General features: G+C 73.5%; 1 protein-coding gene and 1 pseudogene. Both read left to right on the forward strand.

Going from position 1 to position 20,799, the window contains the following annotated elements; translation table 11 throughout:
* Positions 1 to 20: 20 nt before the first annotated feature.
* A pseudogene (locus ACH4TL_RS20505) lies at positions 21 to 4,985 on the forward strand (type I polyketide synthase); the annotation flags it as partial.
* A 258-nt stretch (positions 4,986 to 5,243) separates the two neighbouring features.
* Positions 5,244 to 20,777, forward strand: coding sequence for a type I polyketide synthase (locus ACH4TL_RS20510; protein ID WP_398329213.1), 15,534 nt, complete (start codon positions 5,244 to 5,246; stop codon positions 20,775 to 20,777).
* Positions 20,778 to 20,799: the final 22 nt, after the last annotated feature.

Genomic DNA, 20,799 nt, shown 5'->3' on the forward strand with positions numbered 1-20,799 from the left:
TGCGAATAGGTGAACGTCCCATGGCGACTGCGAACGAAGCCAAGCTCCGCGAATATCTGAAGAAGGTCACCACCGACCTCACCGCCGCCCACCGGCGTCTCCAGGAGGTCGACGAACAGGCCCATGAGCCGATCGCGATCGTGGGCATGAGCTGCCGCTTCCCCGGTGGCGTCGACACGCCCGAGGAGCTGTGGCAGCTCATGGCCACCGGTGGCGAGGCGCAGACGGCGTTCCCTGCCGACCGGGGCTGGGACCTCCAGAACCTGTTCGACCCGGACCCGGACACCCCGGAGACCACGTACACCCGCGAGGGCGGCTTCCTCGGCGGCGCCACCCGGTTCGACGCGGCGTTCTTCGGGATCTCGCCGCGTGAGGCGCTGGCCATGGACCCGCAGCAGCGGCTGCTGCTGGAGACGTCGTGGGAGGTGTTCGAGCGGGCGGGCATCGACCCGGCCACCCTGCGCGGCAGCCGTACCGGGGTGTTCGCGGGCATGAACGCCTCCGACTATCTGACGGTGGCGCTCGGCGCCGACGACGACTTCGGCGGCCACCTGGGGACGGGCAACGCGGGCAGCGTCGTCTCCGGCCGTCTCAGCTACGCCTTCGGCCTGGAGGGCCCGGCCGTCACCGTGGACACGGCCTGCTCGGCGTCGCTGGTGGCGCTGCACCTGGCCGTGCAGTCGCTGCGGCTTGACGAGTGCTCGCTGGCGCTGGCGAGCGGCGTCCATGTGATGTCCACGCCCGGTCTGTTCATCGAGTTCAGCCGTCAGCGCGGACTGTCCCAGGACGGGCGCTGCAAGGCGTTCTCGGCCGACGCCGACGGCTTCGGCCCGGCCGAGGGCGTGGGCGTCCTGCTGCTGGAGCGGCTGTCGGACGCGCGGAAGAACGGCCACCAGGTGCTCGCCGTCGTCCGTGGCTCCGCCGTCAACCAGGACGGCGCGTCCAACGGTCTGACCGCGCCCAACGGCCCGTCCCAGCGGCGCGTCATCCAGCAGGCGCTGGCCAACGCGCGGCTGTCGGGCGCCGATGTGGACGTGGTCGAGGCGCACGGCACCGGCACGTCGCTGGGCGACCCGATCGAGGCGCAGGCACTGCTCGCCACGTACGGCGCGGACCGTCCCGAGGAACTGCCGCTGCTGCTGGGGTCGGTGAAGTCCAACATCGGCCACACCCAGGGCGCCGCGGGCATCGCGGGCGTGATGAAGATGGTGCTCGCCATACGGCACGGGCTGGTGCCGGAGTCGCTGCACATCGCCGAGCCGTCCCCGCACATCGACTGGTCATCGGGCGCGATCTCGCTGGCCACGTCCGCTACGCCGTGGCCCGAGACGGGCCGCCCGCGCCGCGCGGGCATCTCCTCGTTCGGCTTCAGCGGCACCAACGCGCACACCATCATCGAGCAGGCGCCCGCCGAGGAGCGGGAGCCCGCCGAGCTGGTGTCGAAGCAGCCGGGCGTGGTGCCGTGGGTGGTGTCCGGCAAGAGCGAGGCCGCGCTGCGCGCCCAGGCCAGGCGGCTGCTGGACCGCCTCCACGACGAACCGGCGCTGCGCCCGGTGGACATGGGCCTGTCGCTGGCCACGACCCGCGCCGCGCTGGACGTACGCGGTGTCGTCCAGGGCCGGGACCGCGACGAACTGATGGCGGGGCTCACCGCCCTCGCCGACGGCGGCATGGCGGCGGGCGTGGAGCGGGGTTCCGTCGTCGCGGGTCAGACGGCGTTCGTCTTCCCGGGGCAGGGCTCGCAGTGGGTGCGGATGGGCGTGGGGCTGATGGACGCCTCGCCGGTGTTCGCCGCCCGGATCGAGGAGTGCGCGGCGGCGCTCGCGGAGTTCACCGACTGGTCGCTGGTGGATGTGCTGCGCGGGGTGGACGGCGCGCCGTCGCTGGACCGGGTGGACGTGGTCCAGCCGGTGCTGTTCGCGGTGATGGTGTCCCTCGCCGAGGTGTGGCGCACGCTCGGCGTCGAACCGTCCGCCGTGGTCGGCCACTCGCAGGGCGAGATCGCCGCCGCGTGCGTGGCGGGCGTCCTGACGCTGCGGGACGCGGCGCGTGTGGTGGCGCTGCGCAGCCAGGCGATCGGCCGGGTGCTGGCGGGCAAGGGCGGCATGGTGTCGATCGCGCTGCCGGTGTCCGAGGTACGGGAGCGGATCGCGCCGTGGGGCGAGGAGCGCATCTCGGTGGCCGCCGTCAACGGGCCCTCGGCCGTGGTGGTCTCGGGTGAACCGGCCGCGCTGGACGAGCTGCTGGCTTCCTGCGAGGCGGACGGGGTGCGGGCCCGCCGGGTGCCGGTGGACTACGCCTCGCACTCCGCGCAGGTGGAGCTGCTGCGCGACGAACTGCTCGGTCTGCTGGCCCCCGTACAGCCCAAGACCGCGCAGGTGCCGTTCCTGTCGACCGTGACGGGGGAGTGGGTCGACGGTTCCGAGCTGGGCGCGGAGTACTGGTTCACCAACCTGCGCCGTACCGTCGAACTCGAAGGTGCCGTGCGGCGGCTGCTGGACGAGGGCTTCGGTGTGTTCATCGAGTCCAGCGCCCATCCGGTGCTCACGATGGCCGTGCAGGAGACGGCCGAGGACGCCGGTGCGGACGCGGCCGCGATCGGGTCGCTGCGCCGCGACGAGGGCGGTCTCGACCGCTTCTGGGCCTCCGTCGGCGAGGCGTGGTCGCGCGGTGTCGCCGTGGACTGGCACGCGGTGTTCGACGGCACCGGGGCCCGCCGTATCGAACTGCCCACGTACGCCTTCCAGCAGCAGCGCTACTGGCCCGAGGCCGGGGCGGGGCGCGCGGCGGGGGAGACCCGGCACGACGCGGTGGAGGCCAAGTTCTGGGCGGCCGTGGAGGCCGAGGACTGGCAGGCGCTGGCCGCCGAGCTGACCGTCGACGGCGACCAGCCGATGAGCGCCGTCCTGCCCGCCCTCGCGTCGTGGCGCAAGCAGGCCCGTGAGCAGTCCACCGTGGACGGCTGGCGCTACCGCGTGACGTGGCAGCAGCTCGCCGAGGCGCGGTCCGCGCGCCCGGACGGGCGCTGGCTCGTCGTCGCGGCCAGCACCGACGACGCGTGGACGGCCGCCGTGACCGGCGCGCTGACCGGGCGCGGCGCCGACGTCCAGCAGATCGTCGTGGACCCCGGCACCGACGGGCGCGAGGAGCTGGCCGAGCGGCTGCGCACCGCGCACACCGAGGCCGGTGGCGACTTCACCGGCGTACTGTCGCTGCTCGCCCCGGCCGGGGACGCGCATCCGCGCCACCCCGCCCTGCCCGCCGGAACCGCCGCCCAGCTCGCGCTGGTCCAGGCGCTCGGCGACGCGGGAATCGGCGCCCCGCTGTGGTGCCTGACCCAGGGCGCCGTCTCCACCGGCGGCGCCGACCGGCCGGAGTGCCCCGAACACGCCCTGGTCTGGGGGCTCGGCCGGGTGGCCGCGCTGGAGCACCTGGAGCGCTGGGGCGGTCTGGTCGACCTGCCCCAGGCGCCCGACGAGCAGGCGCTGTCCCGGCTCATCGGCGTCCTCGCCGCCGAACACGACGAGGACCAGGTGGCGATCCGCGAGGCGGGCGTCTTCGGCGCGCGGCTGGTGCGCGCCCCGCTCGCCGACACCTCCCCCGTACGGTCCTGGAAGCCGTCCGGCACCACGCTGGTCACCGGCGGTACGGGGCGGCTCGGCGCGGAGGTCGCCCGCTGGCTGGCCCGCGGCGGCGCCGAACACCTGGTGCTGGCGAGCCGCCGGGGCGCGGACGCCCCCGGCGCGGTGGAGCTGGAGGCCGAACTGACCGGCCTCGGCGCCAAGGTCACCCTCGCCGCGTGCGATGTGACCGACCGGGACGCGCTCGCCGAAACCCTCGCCGCCATCCCGGCCGACCAGCCGCTGACGGCCGTGATGCACACCGCCGCGGTCATCGAGGACGGGGTGATCGAGGGGCTGACCCCCGATCAGGCCGAGCGCGTGCTGCGGCTCAAGGTGGCCGCCACGCGCCATCTGCACGAGCTGACGCGGGATGCGGACCTGACCGCGTTCGTGCTGTTCTCGCACTTCTCCGCCACGTTCGGCGCCCCCGGCCAGGGCAACCAGGCGCCCGGCAACGCGTTCCTGCACAGCTTCGCCGAGCAGCGCCGCGCCGACGGGCTGCCCGCCACCACCGTGTCCTGGGGCCCGTGGGGCGACGGCGGCACGGTGGACGGCGCCACCGGCGACCGGATGCGCCGCCACGGCATCAACGAGATGGCGCCCGAGCCCGCCACCGCCGCGCTCCAGCACGCCCTGGACCGGGACGAGACGGCGCTGACCGCCATCGACATGGACTGGCGCCGCTTCACCCTCGCCTTCACCGCCGACCGGCCGCGTCCGCTGCTCGACACGCTGCCCGAGGCCCGCGAGGTCGTGGCGGAGATGCGGTCCGACGCGGCCGACGAGGCCGCCGCCGGGGAGGCGCTGGCCGGTCAGCTGGCGACGCTGCCCGAGACCGAGCGGGAGCGGGTGCTGCTGGAACTCGTCCGTGGTGCGGTCGCCGCCGTGCTCGGGCACTCCGGGGCCGAGGCGATCGAGGCGGGCCGGGCCTTCAAGGACCTGGGCTTCGACTCGCTCACCGCGGTCGAACTCCGCAACCGCCTCGGAGCCGCCAGCGGACTCAAGCTGCCGCCGACCCTCATCTTCGACCACCCGACCCCGGCCGCCGTGGCCGCCCATATGCGGGCCGAGATCGTGCCCGACGAAGCGGCCGCCGGCGCGCCTCTGCTCGCCGAACTCGACAAGCTGGAGACCGCGCTCACCTCCAGCGCCCCCGACAACATCACCCGGGCCCGGATCACCATGCGGCTCCAGTCGCTGATGGCGAAGTGGAACGAGTCGGACGGCACGGCGGCCACGGCCGAACCCCCGGCGGCGCGGCCGGCGGAGACGGCAAAGGACGCCGTCGAGGTCGACCAGCTCCAGTCGGCCAGCGACGAAGAGCTCTTCGCATTCATCAACAAGGGACTGGGAAGGGCGTGACGGGAATTCTGCTATTGACATCATTCTCGATGTCGGCCAGGATTTTCGCCACGCTTGAATAGATTATGAAATACCGGCTGCCCCCTATCACTCCTTGGTTCCACCAGGGGGTCATAGGGGGCATCTAGGGGTTGGCGCGAGGATTAGTTCGCGCATAGGCTCTGAGCGAGAAGTCGAATAATTGTTTGTTGGTTAACGGCTCCTCTGCTGGGATCTGTGGAGCATTTTCGATGCCGTCTGCTGTAAATGGATTGCGTAATGGCGAATGAAGAGACGCTGCGGGACTACCTCAAGGTGGTAACGGCGGATCTGCACCAGACTCGCCTCCGCTTGCAGGAGGCCGAGGCGAAGAACCACGACCCCATCGCCATCGTGGGGATCGGCTGCCGTTATCCCGGGGGCATTCAGGACCCCGAGGATCTGTGGCGCATCGTCAGCGAGGGCATCGACGCGGTCAGCGATTTCCCGACCGACCGCGGGTGGAGCGTCGACAAGATGTACCACCCGGATCCGGAGCACCCCGGCACCAGCTATGTGCACGAGGGCGGATTCGTCGACGGGATCGCCGACTTCGACCCGTCCTTCTTCGGCATCAGCCCGCGTGAGGCCCTCGGCATGGACCCGCAGCAGCGCATGCTGCTGGAGACGTCCTGGGAGGCTTTCGAACGCGCCGGCATCAACCCGGTCACCGTGCGCGGCAAGCAGATCGGCGTCTTCGTCGGCACCAGCAACCACGACTACCTGGGCGCGATCCTCAGCTCCGGGGAGAACTTCGAGGGCTACTTCGGCACCGGCAACGCCGCGAGCGTCGCCTCCGGCCGCCTGTCCTACACCTTCGGTTTCGAGGGCCCCGCCGTCACCGTCGACACCGCCTGCTCCTCGTCGCTGGTGGCCCTCCACCTCGCCGTCCAGGCGCTCCGCAACGGCGAATGCTCGCTCGCGCTGGCCGGCGGGGCGACCCTGATGTGCGCGCCCGGCGTCTTCATCGACTACAGCAAGATGCGCGGACTGGCCTTCGACGGGCGCTCCAAGCCCTTCTCCCCGGAGGCCGACGGCTTCTGCCTGGGCGAGGGCGTCGGCATGCTGCTCGTCGAGCGGCTGTCGGACGCCCAGCGCAAGGGCCACCCGGTCCTCGCCGTGGTACGCGGGTCCGCCGTCAACCAGGACGGTGCGTCCAACGGCCTGACCGCGCCCAACGGCCCGTCGCAGCAGCGTGTCATCCTCCAGGCGCTGGCCGACGCCCGGCTCACACCGGACCAGGTCGACGCCGTCGAGGCGCACGGCACCGGCACCGCCCTCGGCGACCCGATCGAGGCGCAGGCGCTGCTCGCCACCTACGGCCAGGACCGGCCCGAGGGCAAACCGCTGCTGATCGGCTCCATCAAGTCCAACATCGGCCACGCGCAGGCGGGCGCCGGTGTCGGCAGCGTCATCAAGACGGTCATGGCGATGCGGCACGGTGTGCTGCCCAAGACCCTCCACCTCACCGAGCCCACCCCGCACGTCGACTGGACGGCCGGGGACGTCGAACTGCTCACCAGCACCCGCGAGTGGGCCCGGGACCCCGAGGGCGGGGCGCCGCGCCGCGCGGGCGTCTCGTCGTTCGGCATGAGCGGCACCAATGTGCACGCCATCCTGGAGGAGGCCCCCGCCCCGGCCGCCCCCGCCGAGACGGGCGAGACGGACGAGCGCACCGCACCGCCGCTCACGCCCGTGGTGCTGTCCGGCAAGGACCAGGACGCGCTGCGCGCGCAGGCCGCCCGGCTGCACGCCCATCTGACCGCCCACCCCGGGCACCGCCTCGTCGACATCGGCTACTCCCAGGCCATCACCCGCGCCGCGCTCGACCGCCGCGCCACGGTCATCGCGGCCGACCGCGACGAACTCCTCACGGGCCTCGCCGCGCTCGCCGAGGGCCGCCACCACCCCGAGGTGACCGAGGGGCTGGCCGCCGAGGGCAAGGTCGCGTTCCTCTTCACCGGCCAGGGCAGCCAGCGGCTCGGTATGGGCCGCGAACTGTACGAGACGTACCCGGCGTTCGCCGAGGCGCTGGACGCGGTCTGCGCCCAGCTCGACCGCTTCCTCGACCGGCCGCTGAAGGACGTGGTGTTCGGCGACGACGCCGAAACCCTCGACCGCACCGGCTACACCCAGCCCGCCCTGTTCGCCGTCGAGGTCGCCCTCTTCCGCCTCGTCGAATCCTGGGGCCTGCGCCCCGACTTCCTCTCCGGCCACTCCATCGGCGAGCTGGCCGCCGCCCATGTCGCGGGCGTGCTGTCGCTCACCCACGCCTGCGCCCTGGTGGCCGCGCGCAGCCAGCTGATGCAGCAGCTCCCGGGCGGCGGCGCGATGATCGCGGTGCAGGCGTCCGAGGACGAGGTGACGCCGCTGCTCACCGAGCGCGTGAGCGTCGCCGCTGTGAACGGCCCGACGTCCGTGGTCATCGCCGGTGACGAGGACGCGGCGCTTGAGATCGCGACGTCCTTCGAGGCGCAGGGCCGCAAGACCAAGCGGCTCACCGTCAGCCACGCGTTCCACTCCCCGCACATGGACGGGATGCTGGAGAACTTCCGCCAGGTCGCCCAGCGGCTGACGTACGAGGCCCCGAAGATCCCGATCGTCTCCAACCTCACCGGCACCCTGGTGAGCGCCGACGAGATCACCACCCCCGAATTCTGGGTCCGCCACGTCCGCGAGGCCGTCCGCTTCCTCGACGGCGTCCGCCGGCTCGAGGACTACGGCGTGACGACCTTCGTCGAACTGGGCCCCGGTGGAGTGCTCTCGGCCATGGCACAGGACTGCGTGAGCGGCGCCAAGACGCGCACGTACGCGTTCCTGCCCGCGCTGCGCCCCGAACGCCCCGAGGCCCGCACCCTCAACCAGGTGCTCGCGCAGGCCCATGTGCGCGGCGTCCCCGTCGACTGGCACGCGTACTACGTCGGTGACGGCGCCCGCCGCGTCGACCTGCCCACGTACGCCTTCCAGCGCCAGCGCTACTGGCCGAACGACCCCTTCTCGGACCTCGAAGGACCCGAGGAGAGCGTCGTGCCCGCCGTGGCCGACGCCCGCTTCTGGGAGGTCGTGCACAGCGAGGACCTGGCCGCCCTGGTCGAGACCCTCGGCCTCGACGGCGACCAGCCGCTCAGCGAGGTGCTGCCCGCCCTGTCCGCGTGGCGGAGGCAGAGCAACGACCGGTCCACGATCGACAACTGGCGCTACCGCACCACCTGGAAGCCGCTGTCGCCGCCGCAGCCCCGGCCGCTCACCGGCACCTGGCTCGTCGTCACCCCCGCCGGACACACCGGCGACCCGTGGGCCTCGGAGCCGATACGGACCCTGACCGAACGCGGCGCACACGTCCACGAGATCACCGTGGACGGCACGACGGCCGACCGCGCGGGCATCGCCGAGCGGATACGCGCCGCGCTGACCCCCGCCGAAGGCTCGTCGCAGACCCCGTCCGAAGGCCCGTCGCAGCCCCCGCACGCCGACGGCGTCCTGTCGCTGCTCGGCCTGGACGAGCGGCCCCACGCCGAACACCCCACGCTCACCGCCGGACTCACGGGCACCCTCGCCCTCGTCCAGGCCCTCGGCGACGCGGACATCGACGCCCCGTTGTGGGCCGCCACCCGCGGCGCCGTCTCCGTCGGCCGCTCCGACCGGCTCACCAGCGCGCTCCAGGCCCAGGTCTGGGGCCTGGGCCGCACCGTCGCCCATGAGCACCCCGAACGCTGGGGCGGCCTGGTCGACCTGCCCCCGGTCGCCGACGCCCGCGCCCTCGGGCGGCTGGCCGACGTCCTCGCCGGACTCGGCGACGAAGACCAGCTCGCCGTGCGCCCGCAGGGCATCCAGGTGCCCCGCCTGACCCGCGCACCGCACCAGGGGACCGCCGACGACGGATGGTCCACCCACGGCACCGCCCTGGTCACCGGCGGTACGGGCGCACTGGGCGCGCACGTGGCCCGCTGGCTGATCGGCAATGGCGCCGAGCACGTGGTGCTCACCAGCCGCCGCGGCCCCGACGCCCCCGGCGCCACCGAACTGCGGGACGAACTCACCGCCCTCGGCGCCGAGGTGACCATCGCCGCGTGCGACGTGGCCGACCGCGACGCCCTGGCCGCCCTCCTCGCCTCCATACCGGCAGAGCTTCCGCTGACCACGGTCGTGCACGCCGCCGGAGTACTGGACGACGGCGTCCTCGACGCCCAGACCCCGCGGCGGATGGCCGACGTACTGCGCCCCAAGGCCGACGCGGCGCGCCATCTCCACGAGCTGACCCGCGGACTCGACCTGTCCGCCTTCGTGCTCTTCTCCTCCATGTCCGCCACCTTCGGCGCGCCGGGCCAGGCCAATTACGTGGCCGCCAACGCCTACCTCGACGCGCTCGCCGAAGAGCGCCGCGCCGAGGGCCTGCCCGCCACCACGGTGGCCTGGGGCGCCTGGGCCGAAGGCGGCATGGCCACCGACGGGGTCGTCGCCGAACGGCTCCGGCAGTCCGGGCTCCCCGCCCTCGCCCCCGAACTGGCCACCGCCGCCCTGCGGACCGCCCTCGACCTCGACGAAACCTTCTCCCTCGTCGTCGACATCGAATGGGGCCGCTTCGCGCCCGGCCTGACCGCCGTCCGCCCCCACCCGCTCGTCGCCGACATCCCCGAGGCCCAGCGCGCCATCGAAGCGGCATCGGCGGGCACCGGCACGGGCTCCGCGGACGAACCGTCGGCCCTGCGGCAGCGCCTGGCCGGGGCCGCGACCGACGAGGAGCGCGAGCGGCTGGCCCTGGAACTCGTCCGCACCCAGGTGGCCGTCGTCCTCGGCTACCCCGGGCCCGAATCGGTTGAGCCCAGCCGCGCCTTCCGGGACCTCGGCTTCGACTCGCTGACCGCGGTCGAGATACGCAACCTGCTCGGGTCGCTCACCGGGCTACGGCTCCCCGCCACCCTCATCTTCGACTACCCGACCCCCCTCGCCCTCGCCGACCACCTCCAGGCCGAACTCGTCGGCTCGCGCCCGGCCGTCACCGCGGCGTCGTCCGTGGGCGTGGCCGTCGACGACGACCCGATCGCGATCGTCGGCATGAGCTGCCGCTTCCCCGGCGGGGTCCGCACCCCCGAGGAGCTGTGGCGGCTGCTGGTGTCCGGGCAGGACGCGGTGAGCGACTTCCCGGCCGACCGCGGCTGGGACGTCGAGTCGCTGTACGACCCGGAGCCCGGCGGCGAGTACACCTCGTACGTGCGCGAGGGCGGCTTCCTCACGGACGCGGCCGAGTTCGACCCGGCGTTCTTCGGGATCTCGCCGCGTGAGGCGCTTGCGATGGACCCGCAGCAGCGGTTGCTGCTGGAGACGTCGTGGGAGGCGTTCGAGCGGGCCGGGATCGACCCGACGACGCTGCGCGGCCAGCAGGTCGGCGTCTTCGCTGGTACGAACGGCCAGGACTACCTGCCCCTGATCCTGGCCGCCCCCGACGGGTCCGAAGGCTTCATGGGGACGGGCAACGCGGCCAGCGTGTTGTCCGGTCGGGTGTCGTACGCGCTGGGTCTTGAGGGTCCGGCGGTGACGGTGGACACGGCGTGTTCGTCGTCGCTGGTGGCGTTGCACTGGGCGATTCAGGCGTTGCGTGCCGGTGAGTGTTCGTTGGCGTTGGCCGGTGGTGTGACGGTGATGTCGACGCCGGGTTCGTTCGTGGACTTCAGTCGTCAGCGTGGGTTGGCGGCGGACGGCCGTATCAAGGCGTTCGCGGCGGGTGCGGATGGCACCGGCTGGGGCGAGGGCGTCGGGATGCTGCTCGTGGAGCGGCTGTCCGATGCCCGTCGTAACGGGCACACGGTGCTGGCGACGGTGCGTGGCAGTGCGATCAACCAGGACGGTGCGTCGAATGGTCTGACGGCGCCCAACGGTCCGTCGCAGCAGCGCGTCATCCGGCAGGCGCTCGCCGGAGCGGGTCTGTCCGCGTCCGAGGTGGACGCGGTCGAGGCGCACGGTACGGGCACCCGGCTGGGCGACCCGATCGAGGCACAGGCCCTGCTCGCCACGTACGGCCAGGACCGCGACGCCGATCAGCCGCTGTGGCTGGGCTCCATCAAGTCCAACTTCGGTCACACGCAGGCCGCCGCGGGTGTGGCGGGCGTGATGAAGATGGTGCTCGCGCTGCGGCACGGCGTACTGCCGCGGACCCTCAACGTGGACGAGCCCACGCCCGAGGTCGACTGGTCGGCGGGCGCCGTCGCGCTGCTGACCGAGGCGCGCGAGTGGCCGGAGACCGGCCGCCCGCGCCGGGCCGCGGTGTCCTCGTTCGGCATCAGCGGCACCAACGCGCACACCATCATCGAGCAGGCCCCGGCGATCGAGGCCGAGGAAGCCACGGCGGCTCGTGAGGCCCATGGCCCCGCCGCCTGGGTCCTGTCGGCCAGGACCCCCGAGGCGCTGCGCGACCAGGCCGTGCAGTTGCGCGCACACCTCGAATCCCGCCCCGAGCTGGACGTGGCCGACGTGGCGTTCACGCTCGCCACGCGGCGTACGGCGTTCGAGGAGCGGGCCGCCCTGGTCGCCGACGACCGCGCCGGGCTGCTGATCGCTCTGGACGCGCTCGCCGAGGACCACACCACACCGGGCCTGGTCGAGGGCTCGGTGGCGGGCGGCAAGGTGGCGTTCCTGTTCACGGGGCAGGGCAGCCAGCGGCTCGGCATGGGCCGCGAGCTGTACGAGGCGTACCCGGCGTTCGCCGATGCCTTCGACGAGGTGTGCGCCCACTTGGACGCGCATCTGGAGCAGCCGCTGCGTGACGTTCTCTTCGGGGACGACGCCGCCGCGCTGGATCAGACCGGGTTCACCCAGCCCGCGCTGTTCGCGGTCGAGGTGGCGCTGTTCCGGCTGGTCGAAGCGTGGGGTGTGAAGGCGGACTTCCTGTCCGGCCACTCGATCGGTGAGCTGGCTGCCGCGCATGTGGCGGGTGTGCTGTCCCTGGCGGATGCCTGCACGCTGGTGGCCGCGCGTGGTCGCCTGATGCAGGAGCTGCCCGCCGGTGGCGCGATGATCGCCGTCCAGGCGTCCGAGGACGAGGTGACACCGCAGCTCACCGGCCGGGTGAGCATCGCCGCTGTGAATGGCCCGACGTCGGTCGTGATCGCGGGCGATGAGGACGACGCCGTAGCGATCGCGGCGGGCTTCGAGGCGCAGGGTCGTAAGACCAAGCGGCTTACGGTCAGCCACGCGTTCCACTCGCCGCGCATGGACGGCATGCTGGAGGCGTTCCGCGAGGTCGCGCAGGGGCTGTCGTACGAGGCTCCGCGCATCCCGATCGTCTCCAACCTGACCGGAGACGTTGTCTCCGCCGAGGAGATCGCCAGCCCGGACTTCTGGGTGCGCCACGTCCGCGAGGCCGTGCGTTTCCTCGACGGCGTCCGGACGCTCGAAGCGCAGGGCGTGACCACCTTCGTCGAGCTGGGCCCGGACGGTGTCCTCACCGCCATGGCGCAGGAGTGCGTGACCGGCGACGATGCCGCCTTCGCGCCCGTCTGCCGCAAGGGCCGTCCCGAGTCCGAGGCGCTGCTGTCGGCCCTCGCGCGGGCGCATGTCCGTGGCGTGGCCGTGGACTGGGCGGCGTACTACGCAGGTACGGGCGCGGCGCAGGTCGAGTTGCCCACGTACGCCTTCCAGCGGCAGCACTACTGGCCGAAGGTGTCGTCGCTCTTCCTCGGCGACGTGGCCGCCGTGGGCCTGGGCGAGGCCGAGCATCCGCTGCTGGGTGCGAGCGCCGAACTGCCGGACTCGGACGGGACGCTGTTCACCGGCCGTCTGGCGCTGTCGACCCACCCCTGGCTCGCGGGCCACACGATCCTGGACAGCGTGCTGCTGCCGGGCACCGCGTTCGTCGAGCTGGCGATCCGCGCCGGTGACCAGGTCGGCTGCGACTACCTCGAAGAGCTGACCCTCGAAGCGCCGCTGGTCCTGCCCGAGCAGGGCGGCGTCCAGCTGCGGCTTTCGGTGGGCGCGGCCGACGAGCTGGGCCGCCGCCCGCTGACGCTGCACTCGCGCGCCGAGGGCCTGCCCGCCGAGGAGCCGTGGACCCGGCACGCGACCGGTGTGCTGGCGGCGGGCGGTCGCCCGGAGGCGATGTTCGAGCTGGGCTCCTGGCCGCCCGCCGACGCCACCGAGATCGACCTCGACGGCCACTACGACGGCCTGCTGAACATCGGCTTCGCGTACGGCCCGGCGTTCCAGGGTCTGCGCAGGGCGTGGCAGCGCAATGGCGAGGTGTTCGCCGAGGTGGCGCTGCCCGACGACGTGGCCGAGGACTCCGCCGCGTTCGGGCTGCACCCGGCGCTGCTGGACTCCGCCCTGCACGCCATCGGCCTCGACGGCCTGGGCAACACAGGCGGCGAGGGGCGGCTGCCGTTCGCCTGGACCGGGGTGTCGCTGTACGCGAGCGGCGCGTCCGCGCTGCGCGTCCACCTGGTGCCCGCGGGCAACGACGGGGTGCGGCTGGAGATCGCCGACACCACCGGTGCGCCGGTCGGGGCCGTGGAGACGCTGGGGCTGCGTCCGGTGTCCGCCGAGCAGTTGCAGAGCGCGCGTACGGCCTACCACGAGTCGCTGTTCCGCCTGGAGTGGGCGGCGGCCGGGCCCGTGGCCCCGACGGAGGCCCCGGCCGACGGCCGCTGGGCCGTCCTGGGCACGGACGCGCTGGGGCTCGGTGGCACGGCGTACGCGGACCTCGCGGCGCTGGCCGAGGCGGTCGCCTCGGGCACCGCTCCGTCGCCCGAGTACGTCGTGGTGGCGCCGTCCACGGGCGCGGACGGCGATGACATGGCCGCGGGCGCCCACCGTGCCGCCGCCGAGGCGCTGGCCACCGTCCAGCAGTGGCTGGGCGAGGAGCGGTTCGGGGACGCGCCGCTGGTGGTCGTGACCCGTGGCGCGGTGGCAGTCGCCGCCGATGAGCCGGTGGCGGACCCGGCCGGTGCGGCCGTCTGGGGTCTGCTGCGCTCGGCGCAGTCGGAGAACCCGGGCCGTTTCGTCCTGGTGGATATGGACGGCCTGGACGAGTCGGCGCGGGCGCTGCCCGCCGCCGTCGCGTCGGGCGAACCGCAGCTCGCGCTCCGCGCGGGTGTGGTGTCGACGCCACGGCTGTCGCGAGTGGCCGTGGCGGCGGACGACGCCCGTGGCCTTGACCCCGAGGGCACGGTGCTGGTGACCGGTGCGTCCGGCTCGCTGGGCGGGCTCGTGGCGCGCCACCTGGTGGCGGAGCGCGGCGTACGGCGCCTGCTGCTGGTGAGCCGCCGTGGCGACCAGGCCCCGGGTGCGGCCGAACTTGGTACGAAGTTGGCCGAGTTGGGCGCCGAGGTGCGCTGGGCGGCGTGCGATGTGGCGGACCGGGACGCGCTGGAAGCTACCCTGGCCACCGTTCCCGCCGAGCATCCACTGACGGCCGTGGTGCACACGGCCGGTGTGCTGGACGACGGTGTGATCGGCTCGCTCACGCCCGAGCGCGTCGACCACGTCATGCGCCCGAAGGTGGACGCGGCGTGGAATCTGCACCAGCTGACCCGCGATCTCGACCTCGCGGCGTTCGTCCTGTTCTCGTCCTCCTCCGGCGTCTTCGGCGGTCCGGGACAGGGCAACTACGCCGCCTCCAACGCCTTCCTCGACGCACTGGCGCAAGCCCGCGCCGCCCAGGGGCTGCCCGCCACCGCGCTGGCCTGGGGCCTGTGGGCCGGTGCCGGTATGGGCGACACGCTGGACGAGGCGGACATCAACCGCATGCGGCGGGCCGGGCTTCCGCCGCTGCCGGTGGCGGACGGCCTCGCGCTGCTCGACACCGCGCTGACCGTCGACGCGGCGGCGCTCGTCCCGATGCGGGTGGACCTCGCGGCGCTGCGCAACCAGCCCGCCATCTCGCCGCTCTTCCGTGGCCTGGTACGCATCCCGGCGCGGCGCGCGGTGGACGCTGTCGCGGCCGGTGGCGATGCCGGGCTGGCCGGTCGGCTGGCCGGGCTGGGCGTGGCGGAGCAGGAGCGGCTGCTGCTGGACCTGGTCCGGGCGCAGGTGGCGACCGTCCTCGGCTACGCGGGTGCGGACACCATCGGTTCCGGGCGGGCGTTCAAGGACCTGGGCTTCGACTCGCTCACCGCCGTCGAGCTGCGTAATCAGATGAACGCGGTGACCGGTCTGCGGCTGCCGGCGACCCTCATCTTCGACTACCCGGACCCGCAGGTCCTGGCCCGCCACCTGCGGACCGAGCTGGTGGGCGAGGACACGGCGGAGGTGCACACGCCGGTGCCCGTCACCGGCGCCGCCACCGACGACGACCCGATCGCCATCGTGGCGATGAGCTGCCGCTATCCGGGCGGGGTCACCACGCCCGAGGAACTGTGGCAGATGCTCGCCGCGGGCGAGGACGGCATCACGCGCTTCCCGGACAACCGCGGCTGGGACCTCGACGCGCTGTACGACCCGGACCCGGAGACCCCCGGCACCTCGTACGCCCGCGACGGCGGATTCCTGCACGACGCCGCCGAGTTCGACCCGGCGTTCTTCGGCATCTCGCCGCGCGAGGCCCTGGCGATGGACCCGCAGCAGCGGCTGCTGCTGGAGACCACCTGGGAGGCGTTCGAGCGCGCGGGCATCGACGCCACGTCCGTACGCGGCAGCAAGACCGGTGTGTTCGCGGGCGTCATGTACCACGACTACGGCTCCCGGCTGCACGCCGTGCCGGACGGGGTCGAGGGCTACCTCGGTACCGGCAGCTCCAGCAGCGTGGTGTCCGGCCGCGTCGCGTACACCTTCGGCCTGGAGGGCCCGGCCGTCACGGTCGACACGGCCTGCTCGTCGTCGCTGGTGGCGCTGCACCTGGCCGCGCAGGCGCTGCGCAACGGCGAATGCTCGCTGGCGCTGGCCGGTGGCGTCACGGTGATGTTCACCCCGGGTACGTTCATCGACTTCAGCCGTCAGCGCGGGCTGGCCAGGGACGGCCGCTGCAAGTCCTTCGCGGGGGCCGCCGACGGCACCGGCTGGGGCGAGGGCGCGGGCATGCTGCTCCTGGAGCGGCTGTCGGACGCCCGCCGCAACGGCCATGAGGTGCTGGCCATCGTGCGCGGCTCGGCCGTCAACCAGGACGGTGCCTCCAACGGGCTTACGGCGCCCAACGGCCCGTCCCAGCAGCGCGTCATCCGCGCCGCGCTCGCCAACGCCCGCCTCGCCACCGGCGAGGTCGACGTGGTCGAGGCGCACGGTACGGGTACCACGCTGGGTGACCCGATCGAGGCGCAGGCGCTGCTCGCCACGTACGGCCGGGAGCGGGACGCGGAACGGCCGCTGTGGCTGGGCTCCGTCAAGTCCAACCTGGGCCACACCCAGGCCGCCTCCGGTGTCGCCGGTGTCATCAAGATGGTGCTCGCCATGCGCCACGGTGTGCTGCCGCAGACCCTGCACGTGGACGAGCCGTCGCCGCACGTCGACTGGTCGGCGGGTGCGGTGTCGCTGCTCACCGAGCAGCGGGCGTGGCCGGAGACCGGCCGCCCGCGCCGCGCCGCCGTGTCGTCGTTCGGCATCAGCGGCACCAACGCCCACGCCATCGTTGAGCAGCCGCCCGCCCTGGAGGCGGACGACGCCCCGGCGGACACCGGGGCCCTGCCGTACGTCCCCGTGCTGCTGTCGGCGCGCGGTGAGGACGCCCTGCGCGCCCAGGCCCGGCGGCTGCGCTCGCGGATCGCCACCGGGACCGCTGACCTGACCGATCTGGGCTTCTCCCTCGCGACCACCCGGGCCGCGCTGGAACACCGCGTCGCGCTGGTCGCCGACGGCCACGACGAGGTGCTGGGCGCGCTGGACGCGCTGGCGCGCGGCGAGCACTCGGCGGCCGAGCTGCGCGGGGTCGCCGCCGAGGGCGGCAAGGTGGCGTTCCTGTTCACGGGGCAGGGCAGCCAGCGGCTCGGCATGGGCCGTGAGCTGTACGCGACGTTCCCGGTGTTCGCGGAGGCGCTGGACGAGGTGTGCGACGCGCTGGACCCGCACCTCGAACGACCCCTGAAGACGGTGCTGTTCGGGGACGACGCCGAGGCGTTGGACCGGACCGGCTTCACCCAGCCCGCGCTGTTCGCGGTCGAGGTGGCGTTGTTCCGGCTGGTGGAGGCGTGGGGCATGCGGCCCGACTTCCTCTCCGGCCACTCCATCGGCGAGCTGGCCGCCGCCCATGTGGCGGGTGTGCTGTCCCTCGCGGACGCCGGGAAGTTGGTCGCGGCGCGTGGCCGTCTGATGCAGGAGCTTCCGGGCGGCGGCGCGATGATCGCGGTGCAGGCGTCGGAGGACGAGGTGGCACCGCAGCTCACCGAGCGCGTCAGCATCGCCGCCGTGAACGGCCCGACGTCGGTCGTGATCGCGGGTGACGAGGACGACGCCGTGCAGATCGCGGCGGGCTTCGAGGAGCGGGGTCGGAAGACGAAGCGGCTCACCGTCAGCCACGCCTTCCACTCGCCGCGCATGGACGCGATGCTCGCGGACTTCCGCAAGGTCGCGGAGGGCCTGACGTTCAACGCCCCGGCGATCCCGCTGGTCTCCTGCCTCACCGGCACCGTGACCACGGCCGACGAGATCCGTATGCCGGACTTCTGGGTCCGCCACGTCCGCGAGTCCGTGCGCTTCCTCGACGGTGTGCGCACCCTGCGCGACAACGGTGTGACCACCTTCGTGGAACTCGGCCCCGACGGGGTGCTCTCCGCGATGGGCGAGAACTGCCTCGCCGAGTCCGAGTCCGATTCCGATGACGACCAAGCGGCGTTCGTCACCGCCCTGCGCAACGGCCGCCCCGAGGCCCAGGCGCTGGCCACCGCCCTCGCACAGCTCCATGTGCGCGGCGTGGCCCTGGACTGGGCGGCCGTCTACGCCGGTCGCGGCGCCCGCCGCGTCGAGCTGCCGACGTACCCCTTCCAGCGCCAGCGCTACTGGCTCGACGTGGGCATCTCCGCCGAGGACGTGGCCTCCGCGGGTCTCGGCAGCGCGGGCCACCCGCTGCTCGGCGCGGCGGTGGAACTCCCCGACACCGGCGGCTTCGTGTTCACCGGACGGCTGTCGCTGCTCACACACCCGTGGCTGGCCGACCACGCCGTCATGGACACCGTGCTGCTGCCCGGCACGGCCTTCGTCGAGCTGGCCCTGCGGGCCGGTGAGGAGGCGGGCTGCGACACGGTCGAGGAGCTCACGTTGCAGGCGCCGCTGGTAGTGCCCGAACAGGGCGGCGTCCAGCTGCGGCTGGAGCTGGCGGCGGGCGACGAGACCGGGCGGCGCCAGCTGACCCTGCACTCCCGCCGCGAGGACGTCCCCGCCGACGAGCCGTGGACCCGGCACGCCACCGGCTTCCTCAGCCCGTCGTCCGACCCCGCGGAGCAGGCCGACCTCGCCGTCTGGCCTCCGGCCGACGCGACCGCCCTCGACACCGAGGCGTTCTACGAGGGCGCGGCCGCCGCCGGGCTCGGCTACGGCCCGGTCTTCCAGGGCCTGCACGGCGCCTGGAAGCGCGGCGACGAGCTGTTCGCCGACATCCGGCTGCCGCGCGGCCACGAGCCCGAGGCCGCCACGTACGGGGTGCACCCCGCCCTGCTGGACGCCGCCCTGCACACCCTCGGCCTCGACACGCCGGACGACGACACGGCCGGCGAAGGCGCGCGGCTGCCGTTCGCGTGGACGGGCGTACGGCTGCACGCGGGCGGCGCCGCATCGCTGCGGGTACGGCTGCGCCCGGCCGCCGAAGGCGTGGCGCTCCACCTCGCGGACGGCACCGGCGCGCCCGTCGCCACCATCGACGGGCTGGTGCTGCGCCCGCTGTCGGCGGACCAGCTGAACGCGTCGCGCGCCGCGTACCACGAGGCCCTGTTCCGCCCGGAGTGGACGGCCCTGCCGGGCCTGGCCACGTCCGCCACCATCCCGTTGGGCGAGCGCTGGGTGACCCTCGGCGCCGACGCCGACTTCACGGCGGCGGGCGAGCGGCTGGAGGACTACCCGCATCTGACGGCGCTCACCGACGCCCTCGACGGCACCGCCCCCGACGTGGTGTTCGTGCCGCTCACCGGTGGCGGGGCGGCGTCGCTGCCCGAGGCGGCCAAGGCGGCCGCCAGGGACGCCCTGGACCTCGTCCAGAAGTGGCTGGCCGACCAGCGGTTCGCCGACACCCGCCTGGTGTTCGTGACCCGCGGCGCGGTCGCGGCACGCCCCGGTGAGGACGTCGCCGACCTCACCCGCACCACCGTGTGGGGCCTGGTCAAGTCCGCCCAGTCGGAGAACCCGGGCCGGTTCGTGCTGGTCGACGTCGACGGCACCGACGCCTCCCAGCGGGCGCTGCCGACGGTGCTCGCCACCGACGAACCGCAGCTCGCGCTGCGTTCCGGCACCGTCCACGCCTACCGGCTCGCCCGGGTCCCTGCCGAGCAGGACACCCCGGCGGCGGCCGGATTCGGCGACCCGAACGGCACCGTGCTGCTCAGCGGCGCCAGCGGTGCCCTGGGCGGCCTGTTCGCCCGCCACCTGGTGGCCGAGCGCGGCGTACGGCAGCTGCTGCTGCTCAGCAGGCGCGGCGGCGACGCCCCCGGCGCGGCCGAACTCGCCACCGAACTGGGTGAGTTGGGTGCCACGGTGACCTGGGTGGCCTGCGACACCGCCGACCGGGACGCCCTGGCCGCCGTCCTCTCCGCGATCCCCGCCGAACACCCGCTCACCGCCGTGGTGCACACCGCGGGCGTCCTGGACGACGGTGTGATCAGCTCGCTGACCGGCGAGCGGATCGACGCGGTGCTGCGCCCCAAGGTGGACGCCGCCTGGAACCTGCACGAGCTGACGCGCGATCTTGACCTGTCCGCGTTCGTGCTCTTCTCCTCGGCCGCCGGAGCGTTCGGCAGCGCGGGGCAGGGCAACTACGCCGCCGCGAACACCTTCCTGGACGCGCTCGCGCAAGCCCGTGCGGCGCTCGGTCTGCCCGCGTCGTCGCTGGCCTGGGGCCTGTGGGCGGCGGCCGACGGCATGGCGGGCAGCCTGGAGTCCACCGACGTGAGCCGCATCTCGCGCGGTGGCTACGAGGCGCTGCCGCAGGACGAGGGCCTGGCCCTGTTCGACGTGACGGACGCCCTCTCCGAGGCCGCGCTCGTACCCATCCGCATCGACACGGCCGCCCTCCGCGGCCAGGCCGCCGCCGGGCTGCTGCCGCCGCTGCTGCGCGGCCTGGTGCGTACCCCGGTACGGCGCTCCGCCGACACCGGAGCCGCCGGTGCCGTTGTCTCCGGGACCGACTCCGGCTCGCTCACCGAACGGCTCGCTGGCCTGTCGGCCACCGAGCGCGACCGGGAGCTGCTGGACGTCGTACGGACCCATGTGGCGGCCGTCCTCGGCCACGCCACACCGGACGACGTCGACGCCGGGCGCGGCTTCCTCGACCTGGGCTTCGACTCGCTCACCGCCGTGGATCTGCGCAACCGCCTCGGCGCCGCCGCCGGACTGCGGCTTCCGGTCACGCTGATCTTCGACTACCCGACGCCCAACGCCCTCGCCGGGTATCTGCGCGACGAACTCGGCTTGGACACCACCGCCGCACACCAACCCGTACACGCGGAACTCGACAAGCTGGAAGCGATCCTCGCCACGATCGCCCCCGACGACGTCGAGAGCCCCGGCATCACCACCCGCCTGCGCGACCTCCTGTCGAAGTGGAATGAAACGCACAGTGCTACGGACAGCACCGCACAAGACCGTGAAATCCAGTCCGCGACAGCAGACGAGATCTTCGATCTCCTCGACGACGAGCTCGGGCTCTCCTGACCAGCTCCACAAGAGCTCATCG

It is taken from the genome of Streptomyces sp. NPDC021115 (assembly GCF_044333065.1).
Classification (GTDB): domain Bacteria; phylum Actinomycetota; class Actinomycetes; order Streptomycetales; family Streptomycetaceae; genus Streptomyces.

What these genes read in the sequence shown, in the direction of transcription:
- ACH4TL_RS20510 (WP_398329213.1), top strand. Translation starts at nt 5,244, where the DNA reads ATGGCGAATGAAGAGACGCTGCGGGACTACCTCAAGGTGGTAACGGCG.